Source organism: Microbacterium sp. NPDC055357, assembly GCF_053644835.1.
Map to the genome: position 1 here is coordinate 684,589 of NZ_JBSHLZ010000001.1, position 12,520 is coordinate 697,108.

The 12,520-nt window shown below is 69.7% G+C and carries 12 protein-coding genes; 11 read left to right on the top strand and 1 reads right to left on the bottom strand.

Annotated elements, in window-relative coordinates; genetic code table 11:
- Positions 1 to 39: 39 nt before the first annotated feature.
- From ACWICD_RS02880 to dapF, 11 genes are all read left to right on the top strand, one after another.
- A complete protein-coding gene (locus tag ACWICD_RS02880) occupies positions 40 to 1,716 on the top strand; it encodes a ribonuclease J (protein WP_454139208.1) in 1,677 nt (558 codons plus the stop codon).
- A gap of 106 nt (positions 1,717 to 1,822) precedes the next feature.
- Positions 1,823 to 4,495: a DNA translocase FtsK 4TM domain-containing protein gene (locus ACWICD_RS02885; RefSeq protein WP_454139209.1), complete on the top strand. Its 2,673-nt coding sequence runs from the start codon at positions 1,823 to 1,825 to the stop codon at positions 4,493 to 4,495.
- A gap of 29 nt (positions 4,496 to 4,524) precedes the next feature.
- Positions 4,525 to 5,091, top strand: a complete 567-nt coding sequence (gene pgsA, locus ACWICD_RS02890) for a CDP-diacylglycerol--glycerol-3-phosphate 3-phosphatidyltransferase (protein ID WP_454139210.1) — start codon at positions 4,525 to 4,527, stop codon at positions 5,089 to 5,091.
- Entirely contained in the window at positions 5,088 to 5,555 is a 468-nt protein-coding gene (locus tag ACWICD_RS02895) for a CinA family protein (protein WP_376130561.1), read from the top strand. Before pgsA ends, ACWICD_RS02895 begins: the two co-directional genes overlap by 4 nt.
- 136 nt (positions 5,556 to 5,691) lie before the next feature.
- A complete protein-coding gene (locus ACWICD_RS02900; RefSeq protein WP_376130564.1) occupies positions 5,692 to 6,000 on the top strand; it encodes a helix-turn-helix domain-containing protein in 309 nt (102 codons plus the stop codon).
- A 21-nt stretch (positions 6,001 to 6,021) separates the two neighbouring features.
- Complete coding sequence (locus ACWICD_RS02905) at positions 6,022 to 6,246, top strand: DUF3046 domain-containing protein (RefSeq protein ID WP_454137018.1); 225 nt, start codon at positions 6,022 to 6,024, stop codon at positions 6,244 to 6,246.
- Between the two features lie 241 nt (positions 6,247 to 6,487).
- Positions 6,488 to 7,540 (top strand): recombinase RecA, encoded by a 1,053-nt coding sequence (recA, locus tag ACWICD_RS02910; protein WP_376130570.1) that lies wholly within the window; start codon positions 6,488 to 6,490, stop codon positions 7,538 to 7,540.
- 105 nt (positions 7,541 to 7,645) lie between these two features.
- Positions 7,646 to 8,341 (top strand): regulatory protein RecX, encoded by a 696-nt coding sequence (locus ACWICD_RS02915; protein ID WP_454139211.1) that lies wholly within the window; start codon positions 7,646 to 7,648, stop codon positions 8,339 to 8,341.
- A 55-nt stretch (positions 8,342 to 8,396) separates the two neighbouring features.
- On the top strand, positions 8,397 to 9,944 hold the full coding sequence (gene miaB / locus ACWICD_RS02920) for a tRNA (N6-isopentenyl adenosine(37)-C2)-methylthiotransferase MiaB (RefSeq protein ID WP_376131374.1): 1,548 nt from the start codon (positions 8,397 to 8,399) through the stop codon (positions 9,942 to 9,944).
- A 143-nt stretch (positions 9,945 to 10,087) separates the two neighbouring features.
- Positions 10,088 to 11,008 (top strand): tRNA (adenosine(37)-N6)-dimethylallyltransferase MiaA, encoded by a 921-nt coding sequence (miaA, locus tag ACWICD_RS02925; protein WP_454139212.1) that lies wholly within the window; start codon positions 10,088 to 10,090, stop codon positions 11,006 to 11,008.
- Between the two features lie 9 nt (positions 11,009 to 11,017).
- Positions 11,018 to 11,872, top strand: a complete 855-nt coding sequence (dapF, locus tag ACWICD_RS02930; RefSeq protein WP_376131379.1) for a diaminopimelate epimerase — start codon at positions 11,018 to 11,020, stop codon at positions 11,870 to 11,872.
- A 6-nt stretch (positions 11,873 to 11,878) separates the two neighbouring features.
- On the opposite strand, the gene ACWICD_RS02935 is transcribed toward dapF, so the two are convergent.
- A complete protein-coding gene (locus ACWICD_RS02935; protein ID WP_376131382.1) occupies positions 11,879 to 12,520 on the bottom strand; it encodes a class I SAM-dependent methyltransferase in 642 nt (213 codons plus the stop codon).

Here is a 12,520-nt window from a genome sequence, read left to right on the forward strand (position 1 = left end):
TCGGCCTGAAGAGGTCGTCGACAACCGAGGAGGCACACCATGCCCAACAGTCCGTTCGACCCGCCCACTCTCGAGAAGGGGACCCTGCGGATCACGCCGATCGGCGGCCTCGGCGAGGTGGGCCGCAACATGACGGTCTTCGAATACGAGGGCAAGCTCCTCATCGTCGACTGCGGAGTGCTGTTCCCCGAAGAGCACCAGCCGGGCGTCGACCTGATCCTGCCCGACTTCGAGCCGATCAAGGATCGACTCGACGACGTCGTGGGGGTCGTGCTCACGCACGGTCACGAGGACCACATCGGCGCCGTGCCGTACCTGCTGCGCCTCAAGCGCGACATCCCCCTGATCGGATCGGGGCTCACGCTCGCCCTCACCGAGGCGAAGCTCAAAGAGCACCGGATCAAGCCCTTCACCCTCACGGTGAAAGAGGGCGAGCGCGAGCAGCTCGGACCGTTCGACCTCGAGTTCGTCGCGGTGAACCACTCGATCCCCGACGCTCTCGCCGTCGCGATCCGCACCCCCGCGGGGATGGCGCTGGCGACCGGCGACTTCAAGATGGACCAGCTGCCGCTCGATGGCCGGCTGACCGACCTGCGGGCCTTCTCGCGGCTCGGCGAAGAGGGCATCGACCTGTTCCTCGTCGACTCGACGAACGCCGATGTGCCGGGCTTCACTCCGCTCGAGCGTGAGATCGGACCGGTCCTCGATCAGGTCATCGGCCGTGCCCCGCGACGCGTCGTCGTCGCGAGCTTCTCCAGCCACATCCACCGTGTGCAGCAGGTTCTGGATGCCGCGGCGGCGCACGGTCGCCGCGTGGCACTTCTGGGTCGCAGCATGGTGCGCAACATGACGATCGCCGAAGACCTCGGCTACCTCAAGGTGCCCGAGGGCGTGCTGATCGACTACAAGAAGGCGCGCCACCTGCCCGACAACGAGATCGTGTACATGTCGACGGGGTCGCAGGGCGAGCCGATGGCCGTGCTCAGCCGCATGGCGAACCTCGATCACGAGATCGAGCCGGGCGAGGGCGACACCGTCATCCTCGCCTCGAGCCTCATTCCGGGAAACGAGAACGCGATCTACCGCGTCATCGACGGGCTGACCAAGCTCGGCGCCAACGTCGTGCACAAGGGCAATGCCAAAGTGCACGTGTCCGGTCACGCCGCCGCCGGCGAGCTGCTGTACTGCTACAACATCCTCAAGCCCCGCAACGTCCTGCCCGTGCACGGCGAGTACCGCCACCTCATGGCCAACGCCCGCCTGGCGCAGGAGACGGGGATCGCCCCCGAGCGCACGATCATCGCCGAGAACGGCACCGTGATGGATCTGCGCGACGGTGACGTCGAGGTCGTCGGCCAGCTCGATCTCGGCTTCGTCTACGTCGACGGCTCGAGCGTCGGCGAGATCACCGACGCCGACCTCAAGGACCGCCGCATCCTGGGTGAAGAGGGCTTCATCTCGGTCATCGTCGTCGTCGACGCCACGACGGGCAAGGTCATCTCGGGACCCGACATCCACGCCCGCGGCTTCGCCGAGGACGACGCCGTGTTCGACAGCGTCAAGCCCAAGATCGCGGCAGCGCTCGCCGAGGCGGCGCAGTCGGGCGTGCGCGATCAGCACGCGCTCGCGCAGGTCGTGCGCCGCACGATCGGGCGCTGGGTGAACCAGTCGCTGCGCCGCCGACCGATGATCGTTCCGCTCGTCATCGAGGCGTGAGGATGCCGCGCGCCCGGCGCGTCGTCGGCTGATTCGCGGCTCCCCGACCGTCCCGAAGGGTCGCGTCGCTCCCGGAATTGTCCGAGGCGGCGCGTACCGTGGGGGAATGGCCAGGAGCTCAAGCCCGACCAAGAATGGTCGTGCGCCCGCACGCGGATCGTCGTCGCGCGCCCGCAAACCCGAGCCGGCGCCCAAGCGATACGTCGGCGACGACGAACGACCGTCCGGATTCGTCCGCGCCTGGCTCGCCGTCGCTCACGCGACGGGCGGGCTGTTCCGCACGTTCGGACCCGAGACGCTCGAGAAGGACCAGCGCCGCGACGGCTTCCCGTTCCTGCTCGTGCTGCTCGCCGTCGCCGGTGCCGTCAACGAGTGGTTCTTCATCGGCAGCGACGTCGCCGCGACGATCAGCGCCTACAGCGTGGGCGGACTGCTCGGCCGCGAGGCGTTCGTGCTGCCCGTCCTGCTTCTCGTGCTCGCCGGCTGGCTCTTCCGGCACCCGTCTTCCGTCCATGACAACGGCCGCATCGGGATCGGCTTCGGCCTGCTCGTATGGACCGTCGCGGGCTTCTGCCACGTCGCGGGAGGCCGCCCGCAGCCGAACTCCGGACTGCCCGCTCTCAGCGAAGCGGGAGGCCTGTTCGGCTGGATGATCGGCGAGCCCGTCGCGATGCTGCTGACCGACGTCGGCGCGTACATCGTGCTGTCGCTGCTGGCCGTGCTGAGCATCCTGATCATCACCAAGACGCCGCCGAACCGGATCGGCCACCGCCTGGGCGAGCTCTACGCCTGGATGTTCGGCGCCGAACCGCGTGCCCCCAAGTCCGCCGTCGAGTTCACCGAGACCCCCGAGGGCGACGGGGAAGATTCGGCACTGCCGTGGTGGCGTCGCAACAAGACCGGTCGCGAGAAGGACCCCGAAGACGGGCTCGGGTCGCAGGATCTCACCGAGCTGCTGCCGGTCGGATCGCCCCAGGGCGGGTTCGAGCAGGCCATCGCACCGCCCTCGCCGCCGCCGCCGGTGCCGACGACCGACGCCCTCACCGAGGTCATCGACCCTGCCGTGCTGTCGGCGGCGAAGGCTGCGAAGCGCTCGGGCACGGGCCTGCGCGACGACGACACGCACGACCAGGCCGACGACGGCATGCTGCCGGGACTCGACGGCGTGGGCACGGACGGCCCGCAGTCCTCGGCCGACTACCGGCTGCCCTCGGTCGATGCGCTGGCGGCGGGAACGCCGCACAAGGCGCGGTCCGAGGCCAACGACACCGTCGTGCGTGCCATCACGAACGTCTTCGAGCAGTTCTCCGTCGACGCCAAGGTCACGGGTTTCTCCCGCGGGCCGACGGTCACGCAGTACGAGATCGAGGTCGGTCCCGGCGTCAAGGTCGAGCGCATCACGGCGCTCACCAACAACATCGCCTACGCGGTCGCCTCGAACGAGGTGCGCATCCTCGCGCCGATCCCCGGCAAGAGCGCGATCGGCGTCGAGATCCCCAACGCCGACCGCGAGATCGTGACGCTCGGCGACGTCCTGCGCTCGCAGAACGCCGTGCGATCGACGCACCCCATGACGATCGGCGTCGGAAAGGACGTCGGCGGCGGTTACGTCGTGGCGAACCTCGCGAAGATGCCCCACCTGCTGGTCGCGGGCTCGACCGGGTCGGGCAAGTCGAGCTTCGTGAACTCGATGATCACGAGTCTGCTCATGTGCGCCAAGCCGACCGACGTGCGCATGGTGCTGATCGACCCGAAGCGGGTCGAGCTGACCTCGTACGCCGGTGTACCGCATCTCATCACCCCGATCATCACGAACCCCAAGAAGGCCGCAGAGGCGCTGCAGTGGGTCGTGAAAGAGATGGACATGCGCTACGACGACCTCGCGTCGTTCGGCTTCCGCCACATCGACGACTTCAACAAGGCGGTCGTCGCCGACGAGATCCAGCTGCCCGCGGGCAGCGAGCGCGTGCTCAAGCCGTACCCGTACCTGCTCGTCGTCGTCGACGAGCTCGCAGACCTCATGATGGTGGCTCCCCGCGACGTCGAGGACTCGATCGTCCGCATCACGCAGCTCGCCCGAGCGAGCGGCATCCACCTGGTCCTCGCGACGCAACGGCCTTCGGTCGACGTCGTGACGGGGCTCATCAAGGCGAACGTCCCCTCCCGTCTCGCCTTCGCCGTCACGAGCGTCACGGATTCGCGCGTCATCCTCGACCAGCCCGGTGCCGATCGGCTCATCGGGCAGGGCGACGGGCTCTTCCTGCCGATGGGCACGTCGAAGGCTCTGCGTGTGCAGGGCGCGTGGGTGAGCGAAGCCGAGATCGAGAAGGTCGTCAAGCACGTCACGAACCAGGCGCGACCCGAGTACCGCTCCGATGTCGCGGCCGTCGTCGAGAAGAAAGAGATCGATGCCGACATCGGCGACGACCTCGAGCTGCTCCTGGCGGCGGCCGAGCTCATCGTCTCGACGCAGTTCGGCTCGACCTCGATGCTGCAGCGCAAGCTGCGGGTCGGCTTCGCGAAGGCCGGGCGACTCATGGATCTGCTCGAATCGCGCGAGATCGTCGGCCCCTCCGAGGGGTCCAAGGCCCGCGACGTGCTCGTCACGAACGAGCAGCTGCCGGGCGTGCTCGCACGGCTTCGCGGTGACGACGTGCCCGAACCGGCGGCATCCGATCCTTACGGGCCCGACGCGGCAGAGACCCAGTTCGACGGCTACGAGGTCGTCGAGAGTGACGAGGGCTCCGAAGACGCGTGGGGACTCACGGGGCGCGATTGACCTCGCGGCGCGGCCGGTAGGCTCGGCGCATGGCGATCCCGAGGCAACTGCCCAACGCGATCACGATCGTGCGGATCCTGTGCGCTCCGGTCTTCCTGTGGATGCTGCTGGCCGACGGGGGCGCCGACGGCGCACTCCGGTGGTGGGCTGCCGCGCTGTTCATCGTCGCGATCGCGACCGACGGGATCGACGGGTATCTCGCACGCAAGCACGACATCGTCTCGGATCTCGGCAAGCTGCTCGACCCCATCGCCGACAAGGTGCTCACGGGACTGGCGTTCGTCGGGCTGTCGATCCTCGGTGAGCTTCCGTGGTGGATCACGATCGTCGTGCTCGTGCGCGAGGTCGGGATCACGGTCTATCGCTTCGCCGTCGTCAGCGACCACGTGCTCGCGGCCGCCTGGATGGGCAAGCTGAAGACGGTCGCTCAAGCCGTGGCGCTCTCGCTCGCGCTGCTGCCGCTGTGGACGCTCGTGGGGGAGTGGATCTTCTGGGTCAACGGCGTCACGATGGCGATCGCGGTCGCGCTGACGATCGCGAGCGGGATCGACTACATCGTGTCCGAAGTGCGCGGCGCACGCGCGCGACGGCGATGACGGATGCCGCTGCGCCTGCGATCCTGCGACGGCTCGCCGCCCGCGGCTGGACGATCGCCGTGGCGGAGTCGCTGACGGGCGGGCTGGTCGCGTCGGCGCTGATCGACGTTCCGGGAGCGTCGGCGTCGATGCGCGGCGGCGTCGTCGCGTACGCGACCGACGTCAAGCGGGATGTGCTCGGTGTCGACGGCGACCTCCTGGCATCGCGCGGCGCCGTGGATCCGGCCGTCGCCCAGCAGATGGCCGAGGGGGCGCGTCGTCTGCTGGACGCGGATGTCGGCGTCGCGACCACGGGTGTCGCCGGCCCCGAGCCGCAGGACGGCCAGCCGGTCGGCACGGTGTGCATCTCGGTCGTCACGCCGGCCGGCAGCACGGCGGTGCGGACGCACGTGCCCGGTGACCGCGCGGAGATCCGCGCCGCAGCCGTCCGCAAGGCGCTCGCGACCTGTCTGCAGGAGCTGTGACCGCCTCGTCGAGGCTCTTCGTTGTACGGCGATTCCCACCCATTCCACAGCCCGCGGGATTAGATTGGAAACAGCCGATGTTGTACCGTTGTCCACCCGGACATCGGACGGAATGCGAAAGGGAGGGGGCCTGAAAATGATCCTGGTTCGCCAAGAGATCGGCGAAGTCCTGCGTGACTTCCGCCAGCAGAAGGGCCGCACCCTCCGTCAGGTTGCCGGTCGCGCGAGCGTTGCGCTCGGCTACCTCAGCGAGGTCGAGCGAGGCCAGAAGGAAGCATCGAGCGAGATCCTCGCCTCGGTCGCCGAGGCACTGGACGTGCCCATCTCGACCATCATGCGCGAGGTCGGCGATCGCATCTCAGTCCTCGAGGGACTGCACGGCTTCCCCGACGTCGTTCCCGACGATCTCGTCGCCGAGGTCGGCCCCGAGCTCTCGCTGCGCTGACGCGCGGGATCGACCGCGCTCGTGCGACGCAGTGAGTTCTTGCGCGCCGTCGCCGACGAGTTCGGCGCGCGCGGTGAGTCGCTGCTCTCCGACCTGTCGCTCGGCGGAGTGGGCGGGCGCACCGGCACTGATGCGCTCGCGGCCGGCGTGCCGCCGAAGGACATCTGGCTCGCCTTGTGCGCCGAGATGGACGTTCCCCTCGAACGGCGCCATGGCGTGGGGCGGCTGGAGCCGAAGCGCCACTGAGCGCACCGGCGTGTCGTCGAAGATTCGTTCGATGTCGACGTAGGCTCCTCCACAGCGGGTGTCGAGGGCGTGTCTTCCACGGAACGCCGAGAGCCCCGGCCGATGTCGGAGCCCCTGCCTACCGTGGAACACGTCGAACGACACCACACGCCTTGCCGCAGTTCTCGAGCCTCCCGGTTCGGGGCGCGGCAGCCTACAGGCGACGGACCTCCGGAGACGGACAGAGCACAAGGAGCACGCCATGCCATCACCCGCTGACCGCGAGAAGGCCCTCGAATCGGCCCTCGCCCAGATCGACCGACAGTTCGGGAAGGGCTCGGTCATGCGCCTGGGCAGCGACGAGCGCGCGCCCGTCGAGGTCGTCTCGACCGGCTCCATCGCGCTCGATGTCGCGCTCGGTATCGGCGGTCTGCCCCGTGGGCGCATCATCGAAATCTACGGCCCGGAGTCGTCGGGAAAGACGACGCTCACCCTGCACGCGATCGCCAACGCGCAGCGCGCGGGCGGAATCGCCGCGTTCATCGATGCCGAGCATGCGCTCGACCCCGATTACGCGCAGAAGCTCGGCGTCGACATCGATGCCCTCCTCGTGTCGCAGCCCGACACGGGCGAGCAGGCGCTCGAGATCGCCGACATGCTCGTGCGATCCGGTGCGATCGACCTCGTCGTGATCGACTCGGTGGCCGCCCTCGTGCCGAAGGCCGAGATCGAGGGCGACATGGGCGACTCGCACGTCGGTCTGCAGGCGCGCCTCATGTCGCAGGCCCTGCGCAAGCTGACGGGTGGTCTCAACCAGACCAACACGACGATGATCTTCATCAACCAGCTGCGCGAGAAGATCGGTGTCTTCTTCGGTTCGCCCGAGACGACCGCGGGCGGCAAGGCGCTCAAGTTCTACGCGTCGGTGCGTCTCGACATCCGCCGGATCGAGACCCTGAAAGACGGCACCGATGCGGTCGGAAACCGCACGCGCGTCAAGGTCGTCAAGAACAAGATGGCCCCGCCGTTCAAGCAGGCGGAGTTCGACATCCTCTATGGCGTCGGAATCTCGCGCGAAGGAAGCCTCATCGACTTCGGTGTCGAGCACGCCATCGTCAAGAAGTCCGGCGCCTGGTACACCTACGACGGCGAGCAGCTGGGGCAGGGCAAAGAGAACGCCCGCAACTTCCTTCTCAAGAACCCCGACATGGCAGCCGACATCGAATCGAAGATCAAGGCGAAGCTCGGCATCGGCCAGCCCAAATCCGTCGATGCGGCGGCCGCTGACGAACTGGCCGCGCGGCGACCGGCCTGATGCCTCGACGAAGCTCGGCAACCGTGCCTCGGCGCAGCTCGGCAACCATGCCTCGGCGTAGCTCGGCAACCATGCCTCGACGTCGGTCGACAACCAGGCTGAGCGATGAGTGACGGGGGCGAGCGGGATGCGCTCGCCCCCGTCATCCCGCTGTTCGGTCGTGACACGGCACGGCCGAACACGGTGCGGGCGGCGCCGGAACAGCCGGCGCCGCCGCCTTCGGTCGAGACGGTGACAGATGAGCCGGCGTGGCATGCCACGTGGGTCGAGCCGAACCCGCACGACAGCGGCGATGACGAGGGCGACGACGCGTCGGCCGCGGCCGACGCCGCAGAGAAGGTGCTGCTCAAGAAGCTGCGCACCCGCTCGCTGTCGGTGCGCGAAGCACGCGCTGTCGTCGTGGCGCAGGATCTCGATGCGGCCGCCGTCGATCGCCTGCTGGAGCTTTTCCTTCGCCGCGGCTACCTCGACGATGCCGCGCTGGCTGATCAGCTCGTGTACACGGCTGTCGAGCGCAAGGGGCAGGGACGACACGTCATCGCCCAGACCCTTGCCAAGCGCGGCATTCCCCGCGACATCGCCGACGTCGCGATCGCCTCGCTTCCCGACGACGACGCCGAGCGCGCACTCGAGTTCGCCCGCGGCAAGGCCAGGAGCCTCGCCTCACTCGATCGCGACACCGCCGTGCGGCGGCTCATGGGGCAGTTGGCGCGCAGGGGATACTCCGGCAGCACCGCGCTGAGCGCGGCGAAGCAGGCCCTCGATGAGACCGGCTCGGCATCGGGCGTGCGGTTCCGCTGACGCTGAGCGTCCCGGCGGCGCCACGCGCCGCGCCGGATCGTAGAATGGGCGGATCATGACGACCCCCTCCACCACCCCGACGCTCATCGCGCCGTCCGACGCCGCGCGCGCGGCCGACGGCGGCGCCCGCACCTACGAAGTGCGCACCTTCGGCTGCCAGATGAACGTGCACGACTCCGAGCGGCTCTCGGGGTCGCTCGAGAGCGCCGGCTACGTCCGTGCCGAGTCGGGTGCCGAGGCCGACGTCATCGTCATCAACACGTGCGCCGTGCGCGACAACGCCGCGGGCAAGCTCTACGGCACGCTGGGACACCTGAAGTCCCGCAAGGACAAGCACGAGGGCATGCAGATCGCCGTCGGCGGGTGTCTCGCGCAGATGGACAAGGACGCCGTGCTGCAGAAGGCGCCGTGGGTCGACGTCGTCTTCGGCACGCACAACATGGGTTCGCTGCCGGGCATGCTCGAGCGCGCACGCCACAACGGTGAGGCCGAGCTGGAGATCCTCGAGGCCCTCGAGGTGTTCCCGTCGACGCTGCCCACCAAGCGCGACAGCGTCTACAGCGGCTGGGTGTCGATCTCGGTCGGCTGCAACAACACCTGCACGTTCTGCATCGTGCCGAGCCTGCGCGGCAAAGAGAAGGACCGCCGCCCGGGCGACATCCTGGGTGAGATCCGACTGCTCGTCGACGACGGAGCGATGGAGGTGACCCTCCTGGGACAGAACGTCAATTCGTACGGCGTCGAGTTCGGCGACCGTCAGGCCTTCGGCAAACTGCTGCGCGCGGCGGGGGAGATCCCCGGCCTCGAGCGCATCCGGTTCACCAGCCCGCACCCGGCCGCCTTCACCGACGACGTCATCGACGCCATGGCCGAGACGCCCGCCGTCATGCCGCAGCTGCACATGCCGCTGCAGTCCGGCAGCGACCGCATCCTCAAAGCGATGCGTCGGTCGTACCGCAGTGCCCGGTTCCTCGGCATCCTCGACCGCGTGCGCGCCAAGATTCCGGACGCCGCGATCTCGACCGACATCATCGTGGGCTTTCCCGGCGAGACCGACGAGGACTTCGAAGAGACGATGCGCGTCGTCGAGCAGGCGCGCTTCGCGAGCGCGTTCACCTTCCAGTACTCGATCCGTGAGGGCACGCCCGCAGCGACCATGCCCGACCAAGTGCCCAAGGCCGTCGTCCAAGAGCGTTACGAGCGGCTCGCCGCGCTGCAGGACCGTATCTCGCACGAAGAGAACGAGAAGCAGCTGGGTCGTGAGCTCCAGGTGCTCGTCTCGACGGGCGAGGGCAAGAAGGACGCCGCGACGCACCGGCTCACGGGCCGCGCCGAAGACAACCGGCTCGTGCACTTCGAGGTTCCGGACGGGTCGGAGACGCCGCGTCCGGGCGACGTCGTCTCGGTCGTCGTGACGCACGCCGCCCCGTTTCACCTGCTCGCGGACTCGCCCGACGGCGCGCCCCTGCGTATCCGGCGCACCCGCTCGGGCGATGCGTGGGACCGCGCCCAGGCCGACTCGTGCGGCGTGCCCGCCCCCGCGGGTGCCGGTGGAGCTCCGCGCCCCGTCGCGCTCGGGCTGCCCACCCTGCGACCCGCGTAGGACCGTGCGTTCGCCCGCCCAGGCCCGGCACGCTCGCTCTCGCGCCCGGCACCCGCACCCCGCCGGTGGCCGGGCGCCCGGCCAGGCCGTACCCCGCGCGCGGGCACGTTCGCTGAGCGCGCGCGGGACGGAAGCGACCCCGAATGCCTGAAACGACCGCGCGGCTGTGGGCTGTCGTCGGGGCGACCGGAACCGGAAAGACGGCGCTCTCGCTCTCGCTGGCAGAGGAGCGCGCCGAGCAAGGCCGTTCCGCCGAGATCGTCAACGCCGACGCGATGCAGCTCTACCGCGGGATGGACGTCGGAACCGCCAAGCTGCCCGCGGCAGAGCGGCGCGGCATCCCGCATCATCTGCTCGACGTGCTCGAGGTCACCGACGAAGCGGCGGTGGCCTGGTATCAGGAAGCCGCGCGCGCAGCGATCACGGCGATCCACGCACGCGGGGCCGATGCGATCCTCGTGGGCGGCTCGGGGCTGTATGTCTCCAGCGTGCTGTACGACTTCCGGTTTCCGCCGCGCGATGCCGCCGTGCGGGCCCGACTCGAGGCCGAGCTCGACGATCACGGACCGGGAGTGCTGTTCGCACGGCTGCGCGAGGCCGACCCCGCGACCGCTGCGAAGGTCGACCCGCGCAACGGCCGACGCGTCGTGCGCGCCCTCGAGGTGCTCGAGCAGGGGGAGCGCACGCACGGCGCCGCGCTTCCCGACGCGCCCGTGCTGTGGCATCCGCACACGCGGGTGATCGGCGTCGGGGTGCCGCGTGAGCTGCTCGTCGCACGTCTGGATGCCCGCGTCGAGGGCATGTGGCGCGACGGACTCCTCGACGAGGTGCGGATGCTGCGCGACCAGGGCCTCGAGCAGGGCGTCACGGCCCGTCGGGCGATCGGTTACGCGCAGGCGCTGTCCGAGCTGGCCGGGGATCTGACGCGCGAAGAGGCGATCGCGCAGACGCAGGCGCTCACGCGGCGCTACGCCCGCCGCCAGGTCTCGTGGTTCCGGCGCTACGACGACGTCACCTGGGTCGAGCCCGGCGTTCCCGCCGCCGGCGTGGCCGTGCGCCGCTAGGCTGAACCGGTGCCCCAGACGATCGCCTTCACGAAGGGCCACGGCACGGGGAACGACTTCGTCGTGATCCCCGACCCGGACGGTGCCCTCGACCTCTCGGACGACCAGATCGCCGTGCTCTGCGACCGACGCTTCGGCATCGGCGCCGACGGGATCCTGCGTGTCGTGCGCACGGATGCGATCGACGAGGGCGTCGAGGCGGCCGCATCCGGGGTCACCTGGTTCATGGACTACCGCAACGCCGACGGTTCGAAGGCCGAGATGTGCGGCAACGGGGTGCGCGTGTTCGCGCGGTACCTCACCGAGGTCGGCTGGGCGGATGCCGCTGACCCGCTGCCGGTCGCAACGCGCGCGGGCACCAAGACCGTCACCCGCAGCGATCGCGGCTTCGAGGTGGATCTCGGCACCTGGCGCGTCGAACCCGACGTGCTCGTGCGAGCGCGCGGAGTGGGCGCGCCGCGCCCGGGGATGGGCATCGACGTCGGCAATCCGCACGTCGTCGTCGCGCTGCCCGACACCGAGGAGCTCGACGCCCTCGATCTCACGGCGCGCCCGCAGCTGAACCCCGAGCCGCCGGCGGGCGCGAACATCGAGTTCGTCGTGCCGAGCGACCCGCTCGTGCACGATGGCGTCGGCTCGATCCGCATGCGCGTGTTCGAGCGCGGTGTCGGCGAGACGCTCAGCTGCGGCACGGGGGTCGCGGCCTCGGCCCTCGCGGTGCGCGAATGGGCGGGACCGACGGCGCCCGACCAGTGGACGGTCGACGTGCCCGGTGGCCGTCTCGGCGTGCGGATGAGCGCCGGCCGGGTCTATCTCGCGGGTCCCGCGACGCTCGTCTACTCGGGCGAGGTGACGCTGGCCTGAGCCTGCTCAGGGCAGCGTGATGGGCTCGCTCGGCGGCATCCCGTGCCGGCGCACCCGGAGGACGCGGAACCCGCGTCCCGTCGCGGCACGATGCACGCTGTAGCCCGGCGCGAACGTCGCCGCGAGCCAGCGCTGCAGCGAGTCCGAGCCGAGGTTGCGCTGCACGACCAGCCACGCGTCCGAGCGATCGTCCAGCCGGGGGATCCACCGCTCGAGCAGTCCGTGCAGTTCGCTCTTGCCGACGCGGATGGGCGGGTTGGAGCGGATCGTGCGGAAGACGACATCGTCGGGAACATCTTCGGGGCGCACGGCGTTGACGTTCTCGAGCCCGAGCGACTGGGCGTTTCGTCGCACGAGATCGAGGGCGCGCTCGTTCACATCGACGGCCCACACGGTCGCGTGCGGCGATTCCAGCGCGAGGCTCAGCGCGATCGGCCCCCACCCGCATCCGAGATCCAGCAGCTGGCCGCCCGGCGGCGCGGCAGGACTGTTCGCCAGAAGGACGCTCGTTCCCGCATCGACGTGCGCGGGGCTGAACACTCCGCCGGCCGTCGTGACCTCGACCTCCCTGCCCGCGAGGGTGGCGCGGATCCGACGCAGGTTCTCGGGACTTGCGGGGGTGGCGCTGAAGTAATGCTCGCTCCCCAT

What these genes read in the sequence shown, in the direction of transcription:
- recA (WP_376130570.1), top strand. Translation starts at nt 6,488, where the DNA reads ATGCCATCACCCGCTGACCGCGAGAAGGCCCTCGAATCGGCCCTCGCC.
- ACWICD_RS02935 (WP_376131382.1), bottom strand. Translation starts at nt 12,520, where the DNA reads ATGGGGAGCGAGCATTACTTCAGCGCCACCCCCGCAAGTCCCGAGAAC.
- miaB (WP_376131374.1), top strand. Translation starts at nt 8,397, where the DNA reads ATGACGACCCCCTCCACCACCCCGACGCTCATCGCGCCGTCCGACGCC.
- ACWICD_RS02900 (WP_376130564.1), top strand. Translation starts at nt 5,692, where the DNA reads ATGATCCTGGTTCGCCAAGAGATCGGCGAAGTCCTGCGTGACTTCCGC.
- ACWICD_RS02895 (WP_376130561.1), top strand. Translation starts at nt 5,088, where the DNA reads ATGACGGATGCCGCTGCGCCTGCGATCCTGCGACGGCTCGCCGCCCGC.
- ACWICD_RS02885 (WP_454139209.1), top strand. Translation starts at nt 1,823, where the DNA reads ATGGCCAGGAGCTCAAGCCCGACCAAGAATGGTCGTGCGCCCGCACGC.
- miaA (WP_454139212.1), top strand. Translation starts at nt 10,088, where the DNA reads ATGCCTGAAACGACCGCGCGGCTGTGGGCTGTCGTCGGGGCGACCGGA.
- ACWICD_RS02880 (WP_454139208.1), top strand. Translation starts at nt 40, where the DNA reads ATGCCCAACAGTCCGTTCGACCCGCCCACTCTCGAGAAGGGGACCCTG.
- pgsA (WP_454139210.1), top strand. Translation starts at nt 4,525, where the DNA reads ATGGCGATCCCGAGGCAACTGCCCAACGCGATCACGATCGTGCGGATC.
- ACWICD_RS02915 (WP_454139211.1), top strand. Translation starts at nt 7,646, where the DNA reads ATGAGTGACGGGGGCGAGCGGGATGCGCTCGCCCCCGTCATCCCGCTG.